Source organism: Streptomyces sp. NPDC048461, from assembly GCF_055587105.1.
Map to the genome: position 1 here is coordinate 133,480 of NZ_JBVJGW010000010.1, position 23,074 is coordinate 156,553.

The window sequence follows — 23,074 nt, forward strand, 5'->3', positions numbered from 1 at the left end:
CTCATCAGGCGGTCTGGAAGTCGGCGCCGAAGAGCCAGTTGCCGTTCGTGTCGATGTCGGTGCTGGTGTAGAAGTCGCGGAACGCGATCGTCAGCTCGTCCACGGACAGCGAACCGTCGCCGTCGAGGTCGAGCTTCTCGAAGCCGATGCGGGCGTTCTCCGGGCTGGTACCGAAGGCGAGCTGGACGGCGCTGAACTCCCTCGCCGTGACCTGGCCGTCGTCGTCGCGGTCGCAGAGCTTCCAGATGGCCGTCGCCACGGGGCGGCTGGCCGCGTCGAACGAGGACGTCGAGCCGACGAGCCGGCGCATTCCGACCCGGTACTCCTGCGGGTCGATCTTGCCGTCCTTGTTCGTGTCGAGCTCCGAGACCATCCCCTGCCACCAGTTCTGACAGACGCGCAGCATCTCGGCGGCCTTCGGGGAATCGAAGGGCTCGTCCACGGCTGCGATCACCCGGGCGGCGAAGGTGAGGATGTCGGCGGCGTCCACCACGCCGTCCTTGTTCTGGTCCGCGTGCCCGAAGCACATGTCGAACTTTCGGTCGAGAAGAGGGCTCTGCGGGGCGATCGTCATATCGAATGTCCTCTGCATCACGAACCGCGCCGTCCTTGCTGACGGCTACTGGATCAAGGTCTGGCGAAGTGAGCGTAGGGACCAGACGGGCCCGCCAAACTGCCTGGACCAGGGCATTCATTCCAATGAGTGAGATGGATATCATCGGGCAAAGGGTCAGCGGACAACCGTGATTCTGACCGGATTTAGACCACTGCCGATGCGGCATCCCGATCACCGACGTGATGCCCCAAGGGCCCTGACAAGACCCGTCGCCCTGCCACACGACATCGGCCCCATAGGTGCTGACTGATTCCCACCAGCCGCACCACCGGCCACATGCGCCCCACTCGCACACGAATTCCACACAAGCGCCGTCACCGCCCGCAACCGACCGCAGCAGCGGCCGACAGACAGACACCTGAGGGAGCGTAAATTCCGACCCTAGGACGACAGGGCTGTGTCAGACCCGAGTTGGAAGCACTTCGGCAATTGCGTATGGCCACCTCGCGCGCCACGAGACGGGGTTCCGTTCGTTGGCTGCGTACCGAGCGTGTGGTCCAGCCGGTAGCTCTGGTTTCGGTCCACGCTCCCCTGCACGCCGCCAGTCGCACAGGAACCGAGACCCGGTGTTCGAGCTGGTCAGCGCCTTGAAGTACCGTGCGCTGACTTCAGGGGAGAAGGAACTGATGACTATCGCACGAGCTCGGAGTTGGGCAGCAGCTGGAGTGCTACTTGTTGGGGTCGCCGGATGCGGACTGAACTCGGCAAAGACGACCGGGGGCGGGACGGAGCCGAAGATCATGGCTCATGAGGCGGCTCTCAACGCCGCCCAGCGCCAGCAGGTCGAGCGGTACTGGATGGGCCAGGGAATCGCCGGGATGGCGATGGCCGACCGGTCCGATGACTTCGTGCAGCCGGAATGGGCCAAGGGCGGTGTCATTGCCCGCAGCGTCGGCCGGATCTATGTCACGGGCGGGCAGGACGCAGCCTGCACGGCAACGGTCGTGGGCACGAACACGGTCGTGACCGCTGCCCATTGCGTGCGCACCAGCCTGCCCGGAGGATCCTCGCAGACCGCGACATGGGACAAGAACCTGTACTTCGTTCCCGGCTACCGGGACGGACAGAGCCCCCACGGCGGATTCACCGTACGCAGGGTGCACATGGCCGAGGACTGGCAAGCCGACGGCAACGACGTCGCGATGCTGGAGATGAACCCCGCTGCAGATGGAAGGAGCGTCTCGGCGGTGGTCGGAGCCCAGAAGATCGCCTTCGGTGCGAAACCAGTAAGCCCGACCCACCAGTTCGGGTACCCCTACACGAGCCGGGTGCTCCATTGCGAAGGCCCCGGCACGCAGCCGGGGGACGCGCCACAATTCTTCCGGATTCCCTGCCTCATGGGCGTCGGATCCAGTGGGGGCCCGTACATCGTCGACCTCGATCCGGCGGGCATGGGGACCGTGGTCGCCGTGAACGTCAGCAGCGACGCCGCCTATAGCTACGGCACTGCCCTCGGGCCCGTCGCCAGCAGGCTCTTCGCCCAGTCCGAACGCCCCTGAAAGCAAGACTCGACCGACGACCTCGGACGCTGGCCGGCACGGCTGACACGGCAAGCCCGCAAATGGGCGCATCTCTCCGCCGAACAGCAGCACCGGCTTACGGCGTTCGCGTGACGCCCGCTCAGACGATGCCTCCCGCCACCACCGGCGCTGGTACGGCGAACGGATCGGGCAAGGCGCAGCAGGCGTTCGAGCGGGGCGTGGAGGCGCTCGCGCAGTACGTCGCGCGGGAGGGCAGCCTCCCGGCGCGCCCCGTGGTCTAGGTACCGCCCGACGGCGCCGAGCACCGCACGGGGATCTGGTACGGGAATCAGCAGGCCCGCCGCGACCGGCTCGACGCCGAGCAGCGCGCAGCACTCACCGAACGCAGCGTCGAATGGGTGTAGGGCTGGGGGGCGCGCCTCGTCATACCGATCGGTGCTCAAGTGCACAGGGAGTCCGTCGCGAACGGCAGTGCCCGATCGGCATCCCTGCCAGCGCCACAGCCACTGCCCGGATCACGATCGACCAGCGACAGTCGCGACTCCGGTACTGCCACCACGACCCGCCCGGGCGGCTGGCACATCCGCGCAGATCGTCACCGCGAGCCCGTGGCCGCCCCGAACCGACGTCCGCTCGCGCCCGGCGGCCTCACCTTCTCAGACCCGGGCCGCCATATCTGAGCGATACCACCACGGCTTGCGCCGCGTCCAGGACCAGCTCACCACCTGGCCCCACCGCCCGGTGTGCCGACGCCTCCACCTGGACCGTGGTCGTGGCCGGCCCGGCTCACGCCTCGGATACCGTGTTCCTCTACGGGGTGCCACAACGGATGTGACGCCCGCCACAGAAGGTAGCCAGCGTATGAGTTCAAAGCGCAGCAAGACTCCAGCCCTGCCCGTACTTGACGACGCATACCGACTCTCGTCGGTCAAGGACGCAGAAGAGTCCACCCGTGACTTGGCCGCGCGGCTGGCCACCACCGAGCTGCGCCGCGCTTCCCACCCGGGCCGGGTCACCTGGGACCCCACCGATCCGGCCGAGCCCGTACCGGCCCCGCCGAGCGTGGTCGACGGTGACGGGGACCTGTGGCTGCGGGACCGGGGCACTGGCACCTGGACCATGCCCGAGTTCAACCCGAAGGAGTTCCCGGCCCGCTGTGGCGAGGTTCTGACGTGGAACCAGCTTGCCGGCGAGTTCGGCCCGCTGACCGCACTGGCCGACGACCGCCGCATCGGCGGCGGCCGGCGCTGACCGCGCGGCCTTCCGGGATGACAGCGCTCCTGAAGCGCCCGTTACGGGTAGCCGGGCGCTCCAGCTGACCACCGAGCTCGACGATGGCGGCGATCAGGTGAGCGTGGTGGGTGGCGTGCGACGGCCCCGAGCAGCGTGGGGCGGGCCTTGCGCCGCCCGATGCCTTGTCCGCCTCGTCGGGCGCGCAGTAGGTGCGGCGGCCGCCCGCACGTACCGGCCACGGTCCGTGATCAGGAGCGAGCCCTGAACCGCTTCCTTCGGACTATCCGACCGTTGGTTGATGTGCGTCGTTGGCTGACGCCCAGTGGGCGCGGATCGGGCCGTGGCTGCCGGAGCGGACGCCGAAGCGGGGTGGACGGTGGCGGGATCACCGGCAGGTGATCGACGCGATCGCGTTCAAGTACCGGGCCGGACCGGAACACCGTGGATGGACCTGCCCGAGCACTTCGGGCCGTGGAAGGGCGCCCACAACCGGCTGCGGACATGAGCCGCGGACGGGACCTGGGAGAAGGTCTTCACCACCCTGCTCGCCCAGGCCGACGCCGAAGGCGACCTCGACTGGGTCGTCGCAGTCGACTCCACCATCGTCCGCGCCCACCAGCACGCCGCCGGGGCCCGTCAAAGGGGGCCCCGCACGGCGAGCCCGCCGACCATGCCCTCGGACGGTCCCGCGACGGACTGACCACGAAGATCCATCTGGCCGCCGACAACCGCTGCCGGCCTCTGGCCTTCCTCATCACACCCGGCCAGGCCGGTGACGCACCCGCGTTCCCGAAGGTCATGGCCCACTTACGGGTTCTGCGTACGGGTTCCGCGGCCGGTCGGCAGGCCGAGAGAGCGACCGGACGTGGTCCTGGCCGACAAGGCCTACTCCTCCCGCGCGATCCGCTCCCACCTGCGGCGCCGCGGAATCCGGGCGGCGATCCCGCAGCCCGCAAGCAGCGGAACACCGTCGAGCGCGCCCAGACCCGCGCCGCAGCGATCGCGCTGTGCCGCCGCGGAAACCGAGCGGTGGGCGTCACGACATCCTTATCCCATGCCCAGGTACGGTGTGGCCCGGGTGGACCTATTTGACGAGGCAGAAGTCTGGGTGCTGCAGCCAGGCCCTGAGGAACTGCAGATCGCCGACATGCCGGATCCAGCGGTCGCCGCCGCCCGTGTCGTAGGAGACTTCCCTGACGGTGCCAGGAAGCGATGCCACCAGCGCCCGTGCTCGAGCCAGGTCCGCGGCTTCTTCCGCCCGGCCGCCAGGGGTGAACCCAAGGACGCCGTCGAAGTCGATCACCGCGTGGAGTCGTTGGGCGAAGGCAAGGGTGAGGTGACCGAGCAGCATGTGGTTCAACTGTCCCGAACAGCCGGCGGCGAGTACGAGGCCCTGAACTGGCGGCCGCGAGAAAGCAGAGTAGTCCTCGTCGTCTGCCGGAATGCAGTCGTCCTCTGAGAGGAAGGCCATGCCTGCCTCGGCCGTATCGAGGGCGTGTAGACCGAGGACTGCAGGCTCTTGGACTCGGAAGGCCAAGTCTCCGTCAGCCTCGGCTTCGACCGGATCGCAGAACGTCTCCAGCCACGGGATCACATCGGCTCGTATCTCTTCGAAGCTGCGGTGCTCGAAGAGCCACAGCCCCAGCGCCGGCCCCACCATGATGCCCCCCGAATGCGCAGCCCAGTGCCGTGTGGACCTGGTTCTACCAGGTCCACAGAGAGACATCCGATCGTTTTCAGGACACGGACCTGCTGGTCAGGCTGCGTTGTCGCGTTCGATGGCGACGAGCCAGCCCCGACGTTGCGGCAAGGCAGGGTGAGCCCTGCGAGCTGGAAACGGAGTCGCAGGTCATCGGAGTGCCGGTAACAGGTGAGGCTGCAGTTACAGAGCCCGACGTTGTGGCATCCCTTCACACTTACCACCCTTACCTGGGTACACCCGTCGGCCAGCCCGGAAGGTCCCGGACCAACAGGCCCGCGCGCAGCTGCTGCTCCGCAAGCTGGCCGAGGGCCGAGAGGTGGCGTCGGTACTCACCTTCACATATAGGTGGTCCGCGCTCGCCACGCCGCGGGCCCGCCGGCCGCAGGGTCCGTCGGTGCCCGGGTGACGGGCGAAGCAGCCCACGCGGTGGCTGTCCAGCCGGCCTTGCTGCCACTGCCGTGGTCGGGCTGGGTTCGCGGGCGGCCGCCCTGCGGGCGGCGGTCCGGCCCCCGCTTCACGACCTCGATCATGCTCCGAATACAACACAACCCCACGAAGGCTTTGTGGGCCTGTCGTCCGTGACCAAGATCTGTCTCGCCCACGCGGCGTCCACAGCAGCAGCGACCTTCGCGCTCTTGGGTGCCACCATCCCCGTGCCTGCACTTGCCGAGGGTTCCGCCCTGGCCCCGCCGGTGACGACAGGAGCTCTCTTCAACGACCCCACCAAGGGTATCGAGCGGCAGCAAGCGATACCCAATTACCTGATCCGGCTCATCGAGGGCGCTGCGGAGGACTCTGAGATCAGGATCTCCGCATACTTGTTCTACACCAAGGCGGTATCAACCGCTCTGGTAAAGGCGCATGAGCGCGGCGTCCACGTCCAGGTGGTCTTGGACAACACGTCCGATATGAATAATTCCCTGCCTGATGCGTACGACGAACTCGTCACGGGCCTTGCGCGGAAGACAGCCGTCTCGGGCGACTCCTGGGTACGGCTGTGCGCCGAAAACCAGGCGTGCCTGGCCAAACGCCCTGAGCAGTGGAAGAACTCGACGTGGCATGGTGTCAACCACAACAAATTCCTTCTGTTCTCCGAGACGACCGGCACTTCCACCACCACGGTGCGAGACGTCGTCGTGCAGTCTTCCGGCAACCTGAGTTCGAACGACTATCAAAAATACTGGAACGACGCCCTTACGGTCGTGAACAACACCACCTTGTACCGGGGCTACAGCGGCTACTTCCAGAAGCAGGCCGCCGCATCGATCGACTCTGCCCAGCACGTCACCGACGTGCTGATGGACACGCAAGCCAGCCGCGCCAAGGCGTACTTCTTCCCCCGCGCGCACTCGGGTCCCGAGGACGGCCCGGACGATGTCATCGTGAACATCCTCAAGACGGTGGACAACGCCGTCGTCGGGCAGACCCTGCCCTGCCGCGGAAACGACTACAAGGAGGACGGCACCGGCTACGGCACCAAGGACGGAGGCACAGTGATCCGCATCGCCATGGGCGACATCACCCGGACCAAGGTCGTGGAGGAGCTCATCCGGCTGGACAAGGCAGGGTGCCACGTCGATTACGCCCGGCCGGGTGAGAGCTACCCTGGCCGGGCGTGAACCGTCGCCGTCAGAACCGGCGGATAACCCGCAGCGAGTCGGTGTACAGATCACCCTTGATGTTTTGGGCAGGAACCGACCGCTTGCCGTTGAGGATCGACTTCGCTCCGAGATCCGCCAGGGTCGGCCCGTTCGGCGTCCTGCGGCTGGAGGCGAAGCGCAGGCCGCCGTGCTGATCCTGCCCGACGTAGATGCCGGTGTGATCGATTACCCCGTCGGTGGTCTCGAGGTCGTTGGGGTCGGCGTCGGTGGCGTCGAAGAAGACCACATCACCGACGCGCAGCGAGGCGAGCGACGGCGGCGCACCGGTGGCCTTCGCCACCACCACGCCGGGGCCGGAGGCAGACTGGTTCTTCGAGGTGCGGGGCAGGTTGCGACCGTCGAAGTTCTTGGAGACGACCATAGGGATCCCCAGGTGATGGCCATAGACCATCCGCACGAAGCCCGAGCAGTCGAGGTGGCCCTTGAACAACTCCGGATTCGTCACCACTTTGGGTTCGCCGGGGAAGGTCCAGTCGAGCCCCATGAAGTCGTGGAAGTCGGCGCCGATGAAGCGTAGCCCGGCGGCGTTCTTCTCGCTGTACCCGGACGTGCCGAGCACCTTGGCATCCTGGAGTGCGGGGTCGGTCACGGCGGGGGCGAAGGGCCGGAACATCGATGCGTACGCGAGGGCGTCGGGGGAGGTGTCACCCGCCCATGCGCGGATCTGCTGCTCCAGGGCAGGGGTCCAGGTGCCGTCGAAAGGCGCGGTCAGTACCCGCACCCAGGTGTCGTGGCTGATCACCGGCGGGTCTGTCCACTCGGCCGAGATCACGTCGAAGGTGTAGACGCGGGCCTCCGGGAGCGGCGCTGTGGCACCGGCGGAGGCCCACGCCCGGACCCCGAGGGTGCCGGAGTTGAAGACCTTGGACGGGTCCTTCTCCGGGTCGCGCAGGTTGTGGTCCCAGGTCTCCGGCTCCTTCTCGCCGTGCTTCCAGGCGCGGGCACGCAGTACGTCACCCGTCTTCTGCACCCGGACCCACCAGTGGTCGAAGGCGGCGAAGCTGGTGCCGACCCTGACGGCCGGACCCAACGTGCTCGTGACGTCGGCGAGTTCCTTCTCCAATACGAGCTGGACCTCGCGGGCGGGGGTGATGTCCAGCCGGGCTCGGTAGTGGTTGTTGACGTCCGTGGCCGCGAAGGTCAGGGCGAGCGAGACGGGTGCGTCGGCGGGCACCTTGTCGAAGGAGAAGCGGGCGCGTGCGTCGACGTCCCCCACGGCCTTGTCGGAGAGCAGCGCGTGGCGACTGGCGTTGGCGGTGAGCGTGATGGCGGCCCGACCGTCTTTCAGGGCGTAGTCCGCGTCGTCGCCGTTGTGGGTCGACCACTTACCGCCGGCGGGGGATGAGCCCCAGCCTTTCTCGCCGGTCGGCAGGGTCCGGGAGAAGGTGTCGGAGAACGGCTTCTTCTGCTCGGTGAACCAGCGCTTCGGTCCGCGCAACGTGACCGTCTTCGCGCCGGTGGTGAGGGTGGCGAGCACCCCCTGCCGGTCGAACACTTCCAGGAGCGCAGGGGGGCCGGCGAGCGTACGGGTGGTCAGCGCGCCGGCCGGGTGAGCGCCGAAGTGCCACGGGTCGCTCGGGTCGAGCACCATCGGGCGCTGCCCGCCGAGCGCCGCCGGCAAGGTAGTCGCCGTGGCGGTCGGGGCGGGCGTGGTGGTCGTCGCGGCCGGTGTGGCCGCGACGGCGGACGAGGCGAACGGCAGCGAGCTGGCCGCCGCCACCCCCGCGAGGGCGGCGAGAGCCGATCTGCGGCTCGGATTGGACATGGATGCGGACATGCGAGTACCCCCCGTGACACAACAAATGATCAGACGAGGGGGACGCTACCGGTGCCTTTCGCGGCGCCTTTGGTCAGGCCCGGGAAAGGGCCGCTCCGCTTCCTTCCGCGGAAACTCCTGACATCCCCTCCGGCACGGGGAACGCCCGGCGCTGCTGGTAGCTGCCGCCTCTTGAGTCTGATCCGCACCGTCGTGTTCTGGCGCGATGGCAACCTGCTCACCGTGGACACCGACCTCACCGGACACGAACTGTTCGCCGTGGACGACAGCCGAGCAGTCATTGGACGCGCGCTCCTGCTGAGCGAAGGCAGCGTCGTCGTCTCCCTGGACGACGAGGTCCTCGTCTGGACCGTAACGCTCGGGCACATCCCGCGGCAACACCAACGACTGCAGCCGGTTCACTGCCGTGACGGAAGCGATTTGAGCGCCCCAGATCGGACCTGGGCGACCCCGCACCCGGCCCGAAAACGTCCTGGGCGACAAGGGCTACAGCTCGATGGCAATCCGCGCCTGGCTACGCCGTCGGGGCATACCACACACGATTCCCGAGCGGACCGACCAGGTCGGCAACCGAGCCCGGCGAGGCATCCTCGGTGGCCGCCCGCCGGCCTTCGACCGCGAGGTCCACACACACCGCAACGTCGTGGAACGGTGCTTCAACCGCCTGCCGGAGCGGAGGGCGGTGTCGTCAGGGAGCGCAGAGCCGCATCCACGAGACGCCCGACCGTGGTGGAGGCGGGGGGCCGCCGTCCGTCCAGCCGGTGTCGGCCGGGAGACGGGCCAGGTCCGCGCCGAGGGGTGCGGTACCGCCCCGGTCGCGGATCCGGTCCGTGGGGGCCGCGAGCAGGGGCCACTGCCAGGAGCCGAACCAGCAGGCCCGCCTGCGTCTCGGGCAGCACAGCCGGGGCGAGGGACCCTGCGAACGGCCCTCGCTCTACCCGGCGTCGAGCGCGGATGCAATGCTGTCAAGGATGCCGGCGAATTCCTCAACAGGGACCTCGACCACGAAGACCGCACCAACATCTTCGGGGTGGTTGAGCAGGTGTTCCTCACGCCAGAACTCCAGCGTGATCACCAGGCGGTCCCCTTCGCGGAACAGGCAAGCCGAAACGTTGTCGGTGGTGGGTCCCCACAGCAGGGCCCGATACCGGCTGCGCAGCGTGTAGTCCGCCTCGGGCTCGTCGTCTCCCGCGCTCTGCACGAAAAGCCTGTGTGTGGCTTCGGCGGACATGTCAGCGAACGGCAGGCGAGAGCCTTCGCCGGACCGCAGCCAGGCGGCGGAGTCCAGCACATCGCGGCGGAACTGGGGGGCGTAAGCCACGTTGTCGTCGCAGGTCAGCCACCTCCCGACTGCCCAGAGGTCGACCCGGCACAACGGGCCTGACTTACCGACCTCGGCCGCGAACCTGAACTTGTCTCCCAGAAGCGCGTTCACGCTGGTGACCGTCGCAGGTTCAGACCCTCATGAACAATCGAATTCTACGTGGGGCAACAGCCCACGTGCTTCGGGCAGAAATCGAACGGCCTCTGACCCTGGTGACTCCCGAAGTGGTGAACATTTGCTGTCGGTTCGTGGACAAAGCCAGCCGGCCCACGCCGGAGCTGCTCCAAGGCCTTCGCGCGGTCGCCGAGGCCCAGGTCCCGGGGTACGGGCCAGGCCCTCGGTCAGCGGGCCCCGGGAACGCTTCGCGTCCACGCTGGCGGGACACGCCGGCGCCCACGGATCGGCGGCCACCCTCACCGGCGCAGCAGGAGCGGACTCGGCAGTAGGCGCGGCAGCGGGGGCGGGCACACGGGCGTCAGCCAGAGCAGGCGCGGGCGCAGAGGCCGTGCCGGGCGCGGGAACGGGGACCCGGGCGGCCGGAGCGTGCGCAGGTGCCGCCGCCGCGGCGGCCGCGGTGATGACGGCGGCGACGGCCTGGTCGACGCCCGCTCCGGCGGCGGGCGCGTCCAGGGGGATCCGGGCGACGTCGACACCGCGGGCGTGCAACCGGCCCATCGCGGCGTCATACCCATCCCGGCCGCGTGCGCGTTCACAAGAATCGCGGGACACACGCCTCCGCTCGCGCGGAGGGGACCAGCACCGTCGGTCCGCGGACTGGGTCGAGGACGGGGACTCATCGGGGGATGCGGCCGAGAAGCGGTCTGGCTGGGAGGCCGTGATCACCCCACGGCTGCGGCACCCGGGCTGCGTCATCGTCCACGGGAGCGGGGAGCGGCGCCCGGCCGCGGTCCGGCGGACCTGACGCCACCCGACGGCAGGGCGGATCTGCGGCAGCAGCGCGGCCGCGCAGTACAGCGGGACTTGACCACTCCCCCGAACGCCCGCCCCGTAGTCGACCGACCACATGGTGCGCCGGGGCTGGCTGCCCCGCGGTGGGCATGGCCGCCGATGGCTGGCTGGCCTGCCCCAGGCTTATTGCCGGGAATCGGCAGTGTGCGGCTTGGGTGTTCTGCCTGTTGCCCCCGTTACCTGCCTGATTCTGCTGGTGGATGCTGTGATCACCCCGGAATCGAGGGTGAAATGCGCACGCCACGAAGCTGCGGGGTGGATAGAGGCGTCCATTCGCGCACATGGCGCCCGAGAGTTCGAAATACGGGGGAGAAAAATGGCTGAGGCAGCGTGGAAGTCGGGGCTGCGGGCGGGGGTCTGGATGCTGCTCGCCTTGCTGGTGGCCGGTCTCGGGTTGATGGTGGCCGGCCAGGTTCGAGGGGCGCTGGAGCGGGAGCGGGAGTTCCGGGCTGCGCCGGACTGCGTTTCCGTGCCGGCCGAGGCGTCGGCCTGCCTGTGGGAGCAGGACTTCACCGTCCGCGAAACCGCACTGCACCGCGGCAAGAGGAGCAAGGCGCCGGAGGCGAAGCTGATGGCGCCCGGCGGCGCGCCGTGGCGCGTGACGTTCCGCACCACTGATCCGGTGGAGTCGGAGATGGAGCCGGAGGACAAGGTCGTCGGCCTGGTCTGGCACGGGAAGGTCATCGAGGTCCGGGACACCGACGGACGGCGGCAGCCGACGTCCGACGGGCCCGTGGGACGGTCGGAGGACCGGCTCGCCGGGGCGATCGGCTGCCTGTCGTTCGGTGCGGTGGCCTTCATCGGCGGCCTGTGGGGGCTCCTCGGCCGCCGCAGCCGACGGCAGGTGCTGGCCGCAGCCGCCGTGCGGTGGCACGGCCTCGCGATAGGCGCCGCAGCCATCGTGGCCCTCTGGGCGCAGGCGGCCGCAGGCTGGCCGATGTGGTCGATCCCCGTGGGCTGGGGCGTGCTGACGCTGCTCCTGCTGGGCTCCGCGGTGGGCTTTGTCGTCGCCGCACTCCGCGGCACCATCAAATGACCAAAGGATGAGCACCCGGCACCGGGAGCAGCAGGAGCGGCGGCTCGCGCCGGGGTGAGGCGCGCTGCCTTGATGAGGTGACCTCGAACAGGGTTCGGGCCCAGGTGAATTCTGCACGTCCCACGAACACGGGCCGGGAGGACGCCCGCCGGAGCGGGGCGCTGGGGGGCTGCCGGCGGCGCCTGCGCCGCTGACGGCACCGCCAGTCTGGAAATTGTTGCCGGCGCACTGCCCGGTCCCCACGACTGAGGCGCAGTTCAGGACGCTCTCCACATGTGCGTCGAGGAGGGGCGCACACCCATGCCGGAGCGGGCCGGAACCGACTTCAACGGCCCTCCGGCCGCACATACCCAGTCCGTCCACGCCCGCAAGCCCGCCCGCGTCGTCCGGGGTCGGGAGCCTTCGCCGTCACCGGGTGAGCCCCGCGCCCCTGCCCGGTGCGGCCTGCTGCCGGTGGGCGGGGACGGCGGCTTCCGTCAGGCCAGCTGCCGGGGGCCCGGCGGGTGGGGGTGGTGGTGGAGCGGGCCGCCGCCCGGGAAACCCGGACGCGGGCGGTGCCGGGGCGGAGAGCGGTGTCGGCATGGAGGCGGGCCAGATGCGCGCCGAGGCGTGCGGGGCCGCCCTGGTCGCGGATCCGGTCCATGCGGGCCGCGAAGAGCGGCCACCGGCGGGCGCCGACCAGGAGACCCACCTGCGACTCGGGCAGCACATCCTTCACGACGCCGACGACCGCGGCGTGCGCCGGCCGGTTCACGCCAAGCTGCTCCAAGACCTTCGCCCGGTCGCCGAGCTCCAGGTCCCGGGGCACGTTCAACCTGCCCACCGCCTCCGGCTCCGCCTCGGCGGCCGGCCGGGTCCGTATTCCCCAGCGGGCAAGAGAGGGGCCGGCAGCGCCCAGCGCCGCTGCAGAGCCGGCCGGAAGAACCAGGCACGTACCTCAACCTGGCCAGTAGCCCCAGGACCTTTGGGTGTGCTGGGGTGCCCGTGATCGCTTGGGACATGATCAGGAGGGGGTCGGTCTTCCTGAGGCGTCTCCAGCAGATCAGGCTGCAGGCTTACACCATCGCGAACGGCCGAATCCTCATACCGGTCACGGCCGGCCGGGACGCTGCAGCAAGCGTGGAGACGGGTACGCCGCCGAGGCGTTCGCGACGGCACTGGCCCGGTTCGCCGACGCGCTGCGCCGAGCCGGTGGTGCTCTGCATCCGACCGCCGGCACCCGTTCGACGAGTCCCGGCCGAGGTGGGGTTCATCGAGGTGGAGGGGTTCGCCGAGTACGGAGCAGAGCAGCGGTTCGGCGTACGCCCCGCTGCCGCGACGTCCGGCTGAGCCGCCCCGCCTCCCCTCGCCGGGGGAAGCCGCCGACGTCACGCGGTCGGCTGCGGGCTCCCGTGTGACAGGCCCGAGCGCCGCAGGGCGCGCAGCATGGCCGACAGGTCTCTGGGCTCGCCGCCCGAACCACGGACGAGGGTCTCCAACAGCTCGGGCGTCAGCTCGTACCGCTCGGCGCGGCGCACCAGCTCCGCGCGGCCCTCCCCGAGGACGGCCTCGCCGTCGAGCTCCCGCAGCAGCTCGTCCTCGTTGACGAAGCGGCTCAACCCGCAGTCGAGTCCGTCGTCATCGAGGTCCGCCGGGTACGGAGCCCGTGCCCAGGACCCGTTCTCGGACCAGTACACGCACCCCAGCTCGTTCCCCGCGATCAGCTCACGGAGCTCGTCGTGAGGGAGCCAGTCCGGAGCCCCGGCCAGCATGTCGACCGGCGGCTCGTGCCACTTGACCCCGCTGGACTCATCCTCACCGAAGAGCACGAACCGGCCACCGCCCAGCGGCTTCAGCGTCCACCAGGTACAGCCGCAGTCGTCCAGGTGCAGCCCACTGTCGTCGATCCAGCAGCCCGTACGGTGGACCGGCGGCTTCTGCTCCGCCTCGGTCGTCGCCTTCAACACGGCGACCGCGCTCCACCGGGCCCACAGGACCTCCGGCACGGGCAGATCCTGCGGCAGTCCGGGCCGGTGCACTGTCATTCCATCCCCCACGGTGGCGCGATCACGTTACCCAACGCACCCTATTCTTGTCGGGCCGTGCCGCGAACTCCTCGATGAGACGACGGGTGACTCTCGGAGCTATGAGGGCATCTCCGGCGGCGATGACCCTGACCCCGGCGAGGATGGTCTTCAGGCACCGGAAGCCGAGCTGCCATGCGGAAGCCGCCTTCCGAACGCGGTCCGGCGCTCAACCAGTTCGTCGGGGCGGTAGTCGGCCATGACGCTGCACTCCCGGGTGCCGGAATGCCGCACGACGTTGGTGACCGCCTCCTGGACGATGCGGAACGCTGCCAGATCGACATCGGAGGGCAGGTCTCGACGTTCCCCCCGCCACCGGACGTCGACCCGGACCCCGGCGGCCGCGGTCTTCCCGACCAGCTGACCGATGGCGGCCAGACCAGGGAGCGGGTCCAGCGGTGCTGACTCCAAGTCACTCCGGTGCAACGCGCCGAGCATCCGCCGCAGGCCGGCGAGAGTCTCCCCGCTGGTGGCCTCGATGGCATCCAGCGCGTTCCGCGTCTCGGCGGGCTGGGTGTCCATGACCGGGCTGCCCACGCCGGGGTGGATGGCGATGATGCCGGTGTTGTGGGCGACCAAGTCGTTTAGCGCCCGGGCGATCCGCAGCCGCTCGGCCGTGACCGCCTGCTGCGTGGCCTGGGCACGAACCGTGTCCGCGAGTGCCCGGTTCCGATGGATCGTGTTGCCGATCAGCCAGGCAATAACGACGGTCGACGCGAGGGCGGCCGGCACGGAGAGGTTGAAGAAGTACCCGCGTCCCAGCCGCCAGACCGTATACGCGGCCAGCAGGCCGCCCGGGAGCACGGCCGCGAAGACCGAGACCCGCCGTGAGCGGGTCGCCGCGTTGTAGCCCATGGCCGTCCCGGCCTACAGGAAGAGCACGACTGGCGTCGCCCGCACCGGCATCCTGAGCGAGAACACGGTGCCCGCGAGCGCGATGGCCAGGGGCGTCCAGCGGCGTGCGGAACAGCAGCAGCGCGCCCAGGGTAGTGACGACGGCGGCGACCAGCAGCGGTGCGTCCTGGCCAGGCGAAAGGCCTGTTTTGCCTGGTCACCGAGCTCGTCCGCCCGGGTACCGACGTGCGAACTCCTGGGCTGTCATCGCCTCTCGCGTTGCTACCAGCCGTTCGATCGTTGTCCGAAACCAGGTCCGGGCGATGTCAGCCGCTTCAAGCGCCTCGGTCACTGAGGTGGGCACCTGACCCCCATCGAAGCCACGGCTCCCGGCTATCACCGCGATCGTGTCGGATGCTCTTTGCAGTGCAGTCACTGAGTAATGCATGGACCTTCCTCCAACGTGTTGGAGGACCGGGGCATAAATGGAATCGAAAGATTCAGATCGATGGTCGTGGCAGGTCTCCACGAACTCCTTGATATCCACCTGCTCACCAGCAACGGCCATGGCGACGGTCAGGTTCAGGTAGTCGAACCACCGTCGGGTCTTCAGCCGGCCTAACGTCAGAGCCGTGACCTGCGTGGTGTACAGCTCATCCTCGCGTGCCAGTTCCTGCCATTGGCGCTCCTTCTTCTTTAAGACGAGAGGTCCGTAGACCGCAGCGGTTGCTCCGACTACGGCTCCGCTTGCTGCACCTATCAGCCCCATCAGGGCGCTACCATCCGGCATGGAAACGACCATGGCAGCAGGAACGCCTGTTGGACAGAGGGCCCGCGCGGCGGGCCGAGCCCCATAGCAGGCGGTCTGCGCGCGAGGGTCACCGATTCGACACGTTCACCCCCATCGGCCCCTGGATCGTGACCGCGGACGAGATACCGGCCCCGGACTCCCTCGACCTCCGCTGCGACGTGGGCGGCGCCACTCGCCAGCAGACCAACACGGCGCACCTCATATACGGCATCCGCGACTTGCTCGCCTACACCTCCTCCGTCATGACCCTCCACCCCGGCGACGTGATCGCCGCGGGCACCCCCGCCGGGTCGGCCCGCTGAGCCACGGAGACCGCGTGGCGGTGAGATCGAGCGGGTCGGCCGCCTAGAGGTCGGCGTCGACGGGTCCCGTGCCACTCCGTACGAGGAACGTCCCGGCCACAGGGACCACTGACCAATCGGGGTCACACGCACGAGGTGGTGCCGGCGCGGCGCTCGTGGCCCCCCTCGACGAGGTACTGCGGTCTGGGCCGGACGCGGCAGCAGGTTAGGCCGTCCCCTTCGGATGTTGCCGGAACCGGGCGTACGGGAGCTGGTCTGAGGCCCTGATGTGCTTCGGAGTCAGCGAGCCGATCGGATGCGCCGACGCGGATGTTTTCTGTCCCCGTTTGGCAGCTATGGTCCGGCGTTCGGTGGGCAGCAGCGGGGGGAGGGCGTTCCCCGAGTTCGCCCTCCGCCGACGGACCGTCGGCGGTTCCCACGAGGAAGAGGCTGTTCATGTCGCAGGTCGAAGAGTCCATCGAGGTCGACGTCCCCGTACGTACCGCCTACAACCAGTGGACGCAGTTCGAGACGTTCCCCCACTTCATGGACGGCGTCGAGAAGATCACCCAGGTGAACGACACCCTGACCCACTGGGAGACCAAGGTCGCCGGTGTGGAGCGCGAGTTCGACGCCGAGATCACCGAGCAGATCCCCGACGAGCGCGTGGCCTGGACCACCGTCGGCGGCGAGGCGAAGCAGGCCGGCGTCGTCACCTTCCACCACCTGGCCGACAACAAGACCAAGGTCATGCTCCAGCTCGACTACGACCCGGAGGGATTCACGGAGAACGTCGGCGACAAGCTCGGCTTCGTCAAGCGACGGGTCACCGGCGACCTCAAGCGATTCAAGGAGTACATCGAAGCCCGCGGCGCCGAAACCGGCTCCTGGCGCGGCGAGGTCTGAGACCTCGGCACCCCACGCAGCCGCCGGGGATCAGCGGTTGCCGAGCGAGCCGGACCAGCCGCCCAGCGCACGCGCGGCAGGGGTCGCCCCCACAAGGGCGGCCCCGCTGCGCGGGCGGCGCGTTCACGGCGGGTCGTCTCCTGCGTCGAGGGCGGCCAGCCCCTCCGTCCAGCGGGTCCGGCGCTCTTCGGCACTCTGCTCCCACCAGGGGACCCCGCGTTCCCCCAGCGCTACCTTCGCCACCTGTACCCGGTCCCGGGCAGCGCGCTCGGCCTCCGGGTCGTCGGCGCGGAGGGCTGCGCCGACCGCGCGGCGGGCCGCCATCAGGTGGACGCGCAGCCGGGCCGAGGCGTCTTCGTCGATGTCGGGGTCCGTGGCACGCCATCGGCGGCCGTCGATGACTACGTGATGCCCGTCGGGGGTGGTGGCCGGTTTGGGTTTCGAGGTCACGGCCAGCGGCTGCCCATCGTCGGCCCCCGTCAACCCTCCCGGCGCCGACCGGCCGGGCTCCCAGCGGTTCCCGCTCCCGGCCGGACGAGACGGGCGCGGGGAGGCTGGGAACAGCGGCGTTCCCGGTGACGTCCCGTGGGCCTTCGGGCATGATCTACGGAAGGGGCGGCGCGACCGGCGGTGAGCGCGCCTCCGCGGACGTACTGACTGGGGGGGGGTCACGGGGTGGAGTGGGGAACGCTCGTCGCCACGTTGGGCGGCGGTCTGATCGCGATATCGGGGACGGTCCTGGCCGACCGGCTCCGCACCCGCCAGGAGCACCGGCGAAGCCTTCAGGAGCGTCGCCGGGACGTCTACACGGAGTTCATCGCGGCGGCGGGCGCGGCTCACACCGAACTGCGCCGCCTCGCGCAGAACGCTTCGGGGACGGCCGACTTGGAGGAAGCGAGCCGCCTGGCCCTGACGGACGCCCGGATCTACGAGGTGCGCGAGCGCCTGTTCCTCGACGCCAGCCCGCGGATCGCGGGCACGGGCCAGACCATGTTCGAACGCCTCCGTGCGCTGCGGCGTGCGGTCGCGGCGGGCGCCGGCATCTCGACCCCCGCGTTCCACGACATCTACCACCCTTACCTCGACGCCGTCTGGGCCTACCGGGAGGCCGTCCGCGACGAGTTGGAGGGGCACGCCCTCGCCCCGACCGACTTCGGCTGGGCCGCGTGGGACGGCCGCGAACGCTGCCCCCGCTGCGGGACGCGGGAAGCGGAGTCGGCAGCCGGATAGCACCACCCCCGCCGCACGGCCGGGATCCCGTGCCCGCCGCGCGGTTGTCGCGCCCCGGATCATGCGCCGGGGCGTAGTTCGGGGCGCGTCGGCCGGGTCCGTGCGCGGGGCTCCCTCCCGCGCCTGCCGGGATGCCGTCGGCGACAGCGCGCGTACGCCGCGCGTTCCCCCGCGGGACCCGGGCCGCCGCGGCAGGGCTCCGGCGGCGGCATCCGCATGCACCGCGGCGATGGGGCCGGGCACACCAGGTCCGCGCACCCCAAACCGCGGAGGCAAACTCCGTGTGCGGTGAAATCACTACATCTGGGTAATACGGTCCCGCACCGCCGGAGGGAAATGCCCGGACCGCTACCTTTCTCAAGGAATCCCGAGAAACCCGTACAGATTTCCTATTTGTTCGAATGATGCACCCGTGCGTCGCACGGCATTTCCCGATCATTGCCCTCCCGTGAAGGAGACCCCGCCAATGACCGTCGAAACCAGGCCCGAAGCACCCGTCGAACCACCTCCGCAGTCCAGCCTCGGCACCGCCGCCGCCCGAAACCTCGCCACCACCACCAAGTCCGCCCCCCAGATGCAGGAGATCAGCTCCCGCTGGCTGCTGCGGGTGCTCCCGTGGGTGGAGACCAAGGGCGGCACCTACCGGGTGAACCGCAGGGTCAGCTACACCGTCGGCGACGGGCGCGTCGAGTTCGTCCAGGACGGCGGCAGGGTCCGGGTCATCCCGCGCGAGCTCGGTGAACTGGCCCTGCTCAAGGGGTTCGACGAGCCCGAGGTCCTCACCGCGCTCGCCGGCCGTTGCGTCCAGCGCGACTTCGGCGCCGGCGAGGTGCTGGCCGAGCGCGGCGCCGCCGCGGAACGGCTCCACCTGCTCGCCCACGGCCGCGTCAGCCAGACCTCCGTGGGCAAGTACGGGGACGAGGTGACCATCGCGGTGCTGGCCGACGGCGACCAGTTCGGCGAGGACGCCCTGCTGGACGCCGACAGCACGTGGGACCGTACGGTCACCGCCGAAACCGCCGGCACGCTGCTCACCCTCTCCCGCGCCGACTTCCAGTCCGTACTGGACTCCTCACCGGCCCTCCAGGCCCATGTCCGGCGGTTCCGCGCACTGCCGTTGCAGCGGCAGAACAAGCACGGCGAGGCCGAGATCGCGATGTCGGCCGGCCATACCGGCGAAGCAGAACTGCCCGGCACCTACGTCGACTACGAACTGAACCCCCGCGAGTACGAACTCTCCATCGCGCAGACCGTGCTGCGCGTCCACTCGCGCGTGGCCGACCTGTACAACGACCCGATGAACCAGACCGAGGAGCAGCTCAGGCTCACCATCGAGGCGCTGCGCGAGCGCCAGGAGCACGAGCTCATCAACAACCGCGAGTTCGGGCTGCTCCACAACGTGTCCTTCAAGCAGCGCCTCCAGACGCACTCCGGGCCGCCGACTCCCGACGACCTCGACGAGTTGCTGTGCCGTCGGCGCGGTTCCAAGTTCTTCCTCGCCCACCCCCGGACGATCGCGGCCATGGGGCGCGAGTTCAACTCCCGCGGGCTCTACCCGGACCACGTCGACCTCGGCGGACAGCAGGTCCCGGCCTGGCGCGGGGTTCCCATCCTGCCCTGCGGCAAGATCCCCATCACGAAGGAGAACACGAGCTCGATCCTGTGCATGCGTACCGGTGAGGACAACCAGGGCGTCATCGGCCTGCGCCAGACCGGCCTGCCGGAGGAGTACGAGCCGGGCCTGTCCGTGCGCTTCATGGGCCTCGACGAGCGGTCGATCATCTCCTACCTCGTCACGACCTACTTCTCCGCCGCCGTGCTGGTGCCCGACGCGCTCGGCGTGCTGGAGAACGTACAGATCGCGCGCAGGCGCGACTAGGCCGTCGATGAACCCGCCCCCCTCACCCAGGAGTTATGGATGCCTGACGCCGGGCCCTCCCCCCTGCAATCGAGCCTGCCGGCCGCCGCGGCGCAGTTCGGCGCGCACGTCCTCGCGGGTGCCCGCTCCCACACGGTTCCCGGCCTGCCCCCGGTCCCCGGCCCGGCCCTCGGTCCCGTCGTCGACGCGCCCGCCGTCGCACGGTCCGTCGACGTGCACGTCGACGTGCCGGTCGAGGTTCCCGCGGAGGCGGGGCGGGCCGCGCCGCCGGACGGGCCCGTCTCCGCCCTGGAGCGGGTCCTGCGCGGACCGACCGGTGTCGGCACGGCGGGCCTGTACCTGACCCGCCGCCCGCAATCAGAACCGGAACCGGCGCCCGCCGCCGCGCCGGCGTCCGCGAGCGGCACACCGATCCCCGGCCTCTACCACCACCCGGTTCCGGAGCCCGACCCGGCGCGGGTGGAAGAGGTCAGCCGCAGGATCAAGGCCTGGGCGCTGGACGAGGTCCGGCTCTACCCCGAGGACTGGGAAGGGGAGTTCGACGGCTTCCAGGTCGGCCGCTACATGGTGGCCTGCCACCCGGACGCCCCCACCATCGAGCACCTGATGCTCGCCACCCGGCTGATGGTCGCCGAGAACGCCGTCGACGACTGCTACTGCGAGGACCACGGCGGCTCGCCCATCGGCCTCGGCGGACGGCTCCTGCTGGCCCACACCGCCCTCGACCCCCTCCACACCACACAGGAGTACCGGCCACCGTGGGAGCAGTCGCTCCACGCGGACGCCCCCCGGCGCGCCTACCGCTCCGCCATGGAGTACTTCCTCGGGCAGTCGACGCCCTCGCAGGCCGACCGCTTCCGGCACGACATGGCCCGCCTGCACCTGGGCTACCTCGCCGAGGCGGCCTGGGCCCAGACGGAGCACATGCCCGAGGTGTGGGAGTACCTGGCGATGCGGCAGTTCAACAACTTCCGCCCCTGCCCCACCATCACCGACACCGTGGGCGGCTACGAACTCCCGGCGGACCTCCAGGCGCAGCCCGCCATGCAGCGCGTCATCGCGCTCGCCGGCAACGCCACCACCATCGTCAACGACCTGTACTCCTACACCAAGGAACTCGACAGCCCGGGCCTCCACCTGAACCTGCCCGTGGTGATCGCCGACCGGGAGGACCGCCCGGTGCGCGAGGCGTACCTGAAGGCGATCGAGGTCCACAACGAGCTCATGCACACGTTCGAAGCCGAGGCCGCCGATCTGGCCGGCGCCTGCCCCGTCCCGAGCGTGCTGCGCTTCCTGCGCGGAGTGGCCGCGTGGGTCGACGGCAACCACTACTGGCACCAGACCAACACCTACCGCTACAGCCTGCCCGACTTCTGGTAAAGGATGGGACTTCCATGACCGGTACCGACCTCACGCCCACCCCCGCCGCGACGGCCGCCTCCGCCCGTCCCCCGGTGTCCATCCCCTCCCCCGCGACGGCCTACCAAGGGGACATCGCCCGCTACTGGGATCACGAGGCCAGGCCCGTGAACCTGCGCCTCGGCGACGTCGACGGCCTCTACCACCACCACTACGGCATCGGCGACGTCGACCACGCCTCTCTCGGCAGCCCCCACGACAGCGCCTACGAGAAGAAACTGATCGCCGAGCTCCACCGCCTCGAATCGGCGCAGGCCGAACTCCTCCTGGACCACCTCGGACCCGTCGGCCGGGACGACACCCTCGTGGACGCCGGCTGCGGGCGCGGCGGTTCGATGGTCATGGCCCACCAGCGCTTCGGGTGCAAGGTCGAGGGCGTCACCCTGTCGGCCAAGCAGGCGGACTTCGGCAACCAGCGCGCCCGCGAGCTCGGAATCCAGGACCATGTCCGCGCGCGCGTCTGCAACATGCTCGGCATGCCCTTCGAGACCGGGCAGGCCGCGGCCTCGTGGAACAACGAGTCGAGCATGTACGTCGACCTGCACGACCTCTTCGCCGAGCACGCGCGCGTCCTCGAGGTCGGCGGGCGCTACGTGACCATCACCGGCTGCTGGAACCCCCGCTACGGGCAGCCCTCGAAGTGGGTCTCCCAGATCAACGCGCACTTCGAGTGCAACATCCACTCGCGCCGGGAGTACCTGCGCGCGATGGTCGACAACCGGCTCGTACCGCAGGCCGTCATCGACCTGACCCCCGCGACCCTGCCCTACTGGGAACTGCGGGCCACGTCGTCGCTGGTCACCGGTATCGAGGAAGCGTTCATCAACTCGTACAAGGACGGCTCCTTCCAGTACCTGCTGATCGCCTCCGACCGCGTCTGACGGCGCTCCTCCTAGCGCCGTGGCCGAGCGGCGCCACCCCTGGCCCGCCTGGCGTCAGTCCGAGGTCCGGCGCAGGACCAGGGTGACGAAGCCCCACGTGTCCCGGTAGGCGCGCAGCCATTCGGTACGGCGTTCCGTCGCCGTCCGGAGGACCTGCGCGCTGTCCGGGTCGGCCGGGTGGTCCAGCGCCCACGCGGCCAGTGACCCCCAGCAGGCCCATTCGTAGTCGTCCCGTTCGCGGCGGGTGCTGACGTGCCCGTGCACGGGGGTCCACCCGTCGGCGACGACGCGGTCCACGGTGTCCGGGAGGTCGGCGAAGTCGCCGAGCATCTCCACGGCATCCGGTGACGGCTCGTGCTCCCAGAAGCCCTCGCCGATCAGGACGCGGCCGCCGGGGGCCAGGTGTTCGCGCGCTGCCGCGAGCGTGGGCAGGAGGCCGCCGAAGGCGTGCGCCGCCCCGACGCTGAGGACGAGGTCGAACGGGTGCGGGGAGCGGAAGGCGGCGGCCTCCCGGTGATGCAGGGCCAGGCGCCCTCCGACGTCCGCCCGCGTCGCGCCCTCGCGCGCCCGGCCGAGGGAGTCCTCGGAGATGTCCACGCCCTCGGCCCGCAGGCGCGGGTACGCGTTCAGGGCGCGCAGGAGCCATTCCGCGGTGCCGCACCCCAGGTCCAGCACCCGTGCGTCGCCGTGGGGGACGCCGTGCTCCAGCAGGCTCCGTACGGATTCGTCGTCGAGCGGGGCCTTGATCGGGTGGCCGGCGTGGGCGAGCGCGGAGATCTGTTCTCGGTTCACCGGCGCAGCCTGCCAGCGCCCGGGGGTGGCGCGCACGCCGTTTTCCCTCCTCCCGGTCCTGGGGGGGGGGGGGGGGGGGGGGGGGGGGGGGGGGGGGGGGGCCCGCGGGCCGGGGGGGGGCGGGGGCGCCCTCCGCGACCGCCACCGCGTCGGCGTCGCCCGTGACCTGCCAGGTCCAC

Annotated in this window: 21 protein-coding genes and 2 pseudogenes; 13 read left to right on the forward strand and 10 right to left on the reverse strand. The window is 70.0% G+C overall.

The annotated features are described in order from the left end of the window. Positions 1 to 4 precede the first annotated feature (4 nt). Entirely contained in the window at positions 5 to 574 is a 570-nt protein-coding gene (locus ACZ6S8_RS19240; protein WP_469457221.1) for an EF-hand domain-containing protein, read from the reverse strand. Between the two features lie 608 nt (positions 575 to 1,182). Between ACZ6S8_RS19240 and ACZ6S8_RS19245 the strand changes: the two genes are divergently transcribed. From ACZ6S8_RS19245 to ACZ6S8_RS19260, 4 genes and pseudogenes are all read left to right on the forward strand, one after another. Continuing rightward, positions 1,183 to 2,115, forward strand: a complete 933-nt coding sequence (locus ACZ6S8_RS19245; protein ID WP_469457223.1) for a trypsin-like serine peptidase — start codon at positions 1,183 to 1,185, stop codon at positions 2,113 to 2,115. A 110-nt stretch (positions 2,116 to 2,225) separates the two neighbouring features. Then, positions 2,226 to 2,378 (forward strand): hypothetical protein, encoded by a 153-nt coding sequence (locus ACZ6S8_RS19250; protein WP_469457225.1) that lies wholly within the window; start codon positions 2,226 to 2,228, stop codon positions 2,376 to 2,378. Positions 2,379 to 2,958: 580 nt separating this feature from the next. Further along, positions 2,959 to 3,348 carry a hypothetical protein gene (locus tag ACZ6S8_RS19255; protein WP_469457227.1) on the forward strand — a complete coding sequence of 130 codons (390 nt, stop codon included), beginning with the start codon at positions 2,959 to 2,961 and terminating at the stop codon, positions 3,346 to 3,348. 290 nt (positions 3,349 to 3,638) lie between these two features. Then, positions 3,639 to 4,279: pseudogene (locus tag ACZ6S8_RS19260) on the forward strand (IS5 family transposase); the annotation flags it as partial. Positions 4,280 to 4,414: 135 nt separating this feature from the next. Here ACZ6S8_RS19260 and ACZ6S8_RS19265 read toward each other — a convergent pair. After that, the gene (locus ACZ6S8_RS19265; protein ID WP_469457457.1) at positions 4,415 to 4,990 is read right to left on the reverse strand and encodes a DUF6368 family protein; all 576 of its coding nucleotides are present in this window, start codon (positions 4,988 to 4,990) and stop codon (positions 4,415 to 4,417) included. A 620-nt stretch (positions 4,991 to 5,610) separates the two neighbouring features. Between ACZ6S8_RS19265 and ACZ6S8_RS19270 the strand changes: the two genes are divergently transcribed. Beyond that, positions 5,611 to 6,651 (forward strand): phospholipase D-like domain-containing protein, encoded by a 1,041-nt coding sequence (locus ACZ6S8_RS19270; protein ID WP_469457229.1) that lies wholly within the window; start codon positions 5,611 to 5,613, stop codon positions 6,649 to 6,651. A gap of 10 nt (positions 6,652 to 6,661) precedes the next feature. Here the strand turns inward: ACZ6S8_RS19270 and ACZ6S8_RS19275 are convergent, their stop codons facing one another. Both ACZ6S8_RS19275 and ACZ6S8_RS19280 read right to left on the reverse strand, forming a co-directional pair. Continuing rightward, positions 6,662 to 8,470 carry a C40 family peptidase gene (locus ACZ6S8_RS19275; RefSeq protein WP_469457231.1) on the reverse strand — a complete coding sequence of 603 codons (1,809 nt, stop codon included), beginning with the start codon at positions 8,468 to 8,470 and terminating at the stop codon, positions 6,662 to 6,664. A gap of 934 nt (positions 8,471 to 9,404) precedes the next feature. Then, on the reverse strand, positions 9,405 to 9,905 hold the full coding sequence (locus ACZ6S8_RS19280; RefSeq protein WP_469457233.1) for a hypothetical protein: 501 nt from the start codon (positions 9,903 to 9,905) through the stop codon (positions 9,405 to 9,407). 1,174 nt (positions 9,906 to 11,079) lie between these two features. Between ACZ6S8_RS19280 and ACZ6S8_RS19285 the strand changes: the two genes are divergently transcribed. Next, positions 11,080 to 11,799 (forward strand): hypothetical protein, encoded by a 720-nt coding sequence (locus ACZ6S8_RS19285; protein ID WP_469457235.1) that lies wholly within the window; start codon positions 11,080 to 11,082, stop codon positions 11,797 to 11,799. A 978-nt stretch (positions 11,800 to 12,777) separates the two neighbouring features. Continuing rightward, on the forward strand, positions 12,778 to 13,128 hold the full coding sequence (locus ACZ6S8_RS19290; protein ID WP_469457237.1) for a hypothetical protein: 351 nt from the start codon (positions 12,778 to 12,780) through the stop codon (positions 13,126 to 13,128). A 38-nt stretch (positions 13,129 to 13,166) separates the two neighbouring features. On the opposite strand, the gene ACZ6S8_RS19295 is transcribed toward ACZ6S8_RS19290, so the two are convergent. The 4 genes and pseudogenes from ACZ6S8_RS19295 to ACZ6S8_RS19310 all read right to left on the reverse strand — a co-directional run bounded on the left by ACZ6S8_RS19295 (position 13,167) and on the right by ACZ6S8_RS19310 (position 15,486). Next, positions 13,167 to 13,823, reverse strand: a complete 657-nt coding sequence (locus ACZ6S8_RS19295) for a hypothetical protein (protein WP_469457239.1) — start codon at positions 13,821 to 13,823, stop codon at positions 13,167 to 13,169. Between the two features lie 52 nt (positions 13,824 to 13,875). Further along, positions 13,876 to 13,977, reverse strand: a pseudogene (locus ACZ6S8_RS19300) (DNA-binding response regulator); the annotation flags it as partial. Then, on the reverse strand, positions 13,974 to 14,717 hold the full coding sequence (locus ACZ6S8_RS19305; protein WP_469457241.1) for a sensor histidine kinase: 744 nt from the start codon (positions 14,715 to 14,717) through the stop codon (positions 13,974 to 13,976). The gene ACZ6S8_RS19305 and the pseudogene ACZ6S8_RS19300, both read right to left, overlap by 4 nt. 196 nt (positions 14,718 to 14,913) lie before the next feature. After that, positions 14,914 to 15,486: a hypothetical protein gene (locus ACZ6S8_RS19310; protein ID WP_469457243.1), complete on the reverse strand. Its 573-nt coding sequence runs from the start codon at positions 15,484 to 15,486 to the stop codon at positions 14,914 to 14,916. A 128-nt stretch (positions 15,487 to 15,614) separates the two neighbouring features. Here ACZ6S8_RS19310 and ACZ6S8_RS19315 point away from each other — a divergent pair, with 128 nt between their 5' ends. Together ACZ6S8_RS19315 and ACZ6S8_RS19320 are read left to right on the forward strand one after the other, a co-directional pair. Continuing rightward, on the forward strand, positions 15,615 to 15,809 hold the full coding sequence (locus ACZ6S8_RS19315; RefSeq protein ID WP_469457244.1) for a fumarylacetoacetate hydrolase family protein: 195 nt from the start codon (positions 15,615 to 15,617) through the stop codon (positions 15,807 to 15,809). Positions 15,810 to 16,244: 435 nt separating this feature from the next. After that, positions 16,245 to 16,694, forward strand: a complete 450-nt coding sequence (locus ACZ6S8_RS19320; RefSeq protein ID WP_469457246.1) for an SRPBCC family protein — start codon at positions 16,245 to 16,247, stop codon at positions 16,692 to 16,694. Between the two features lie 123 nt (positions 16,695 to 16,817). Here the strand turns inward: ACZ6S8_RS19320 and ACZ6S8_RS19325 are convergent, their stop codons facing one another. Then, positions 16,818 to 17,144 (reverse strand): hypothetical protein, encoded by a 327-nt coding sequence (locus tag ACZ6S8_RS19325; protein ID WP_469457248.1) that lies wholly within the window; start codon positions 17,142 to 17,144, stop codon positions 16,818 to 16,820. A gap of 225 nt (positions 17,145 to 17,369) precedes the next feature. On the opposite strand from ACZ6S8_RS19325, the gene ACZ6S8_RS19330 reads away from it, so the two are divergent. The 4 genes from ACZ6S8_RS19330 to ACZ6S8_RS19345 all read left to right on the forward strand — a co-directional run bounded on the left by ACZ6S8_RS19330 (position 17,370) and on the right by ACZ6S8_RS19345 (position 22,103). Beyond that, a complete protein-coding gene (locus ACZ6S8_RS19330; RefSeq protein ID WP_469457250.1) occupies positions 17,370 to 17,924 on the forward strand; it encodes a CchlQ in 555 nt (184 codons plus the stop codon). Positions 17,925 to 18,390: 466 nt separating this feature from the next. Then, positions 18,391 to 19,803 carry a family 2B encapsulin nanocompartment shell protein gene (locus ACZ6S8_RS19335; RefSeq protein ID WP_469457252.1) on the forward strand — a complete coding sequence of 471 codons (1,413 nt, stop codon included), beginning with the start codon at positions 18,391 to 18,393 and terminating at the stop codon, positions 19,801 to 19,803. Between the two features lie 39 nt (positions 19,804 to 19,842). Next, on the forward strand, positions 19,843 to 21,183 hold the full coding sequence (locus tag ACZ6S8_RS19340; protein WP_469457254.1) for a family 2 encapsulin nanocompartment cargo protein terpene cyclase: 1,341 nt from the start codon (positions 19,843 to 19,845) through the stop codon (positions 21,181 to 21,183). 14 nt (positions 21,184 to 21,197) lie between these two features. After that, positions 21,198 to 22,103 (forward strand): geranyl diphosphate 2-C-methyltransferase, encoded by a 906-nt coding sequence (locus ACZ6S8_RS19345; RefSeq protein WP_469457256.1) that lies wholly within the window; start codon positions 21,198 to 21,200, stop codon positions 22,101 to 22,103. Positions 22,104 to 22,157: 54 nt separating this feature from the next. On the opposite strand, the gene ACZ6S8_RS19350 is transcribed toward ACZ6S8_RS19345, so the two are convergent. After that, positions 22,158 to 22,895, reverse strand: a complete 738-nt coding sequence (locus ACZ6S8_RS19350; RefSeq protein WP_469457258.1) for an SAM-dependent methyltransferase — start codon at positions 22,893 to 22,895, stop codon at positions 22,158 to 22,160. Positions 22,896 to 23,074: the final 179 nt, after the last annotated feature.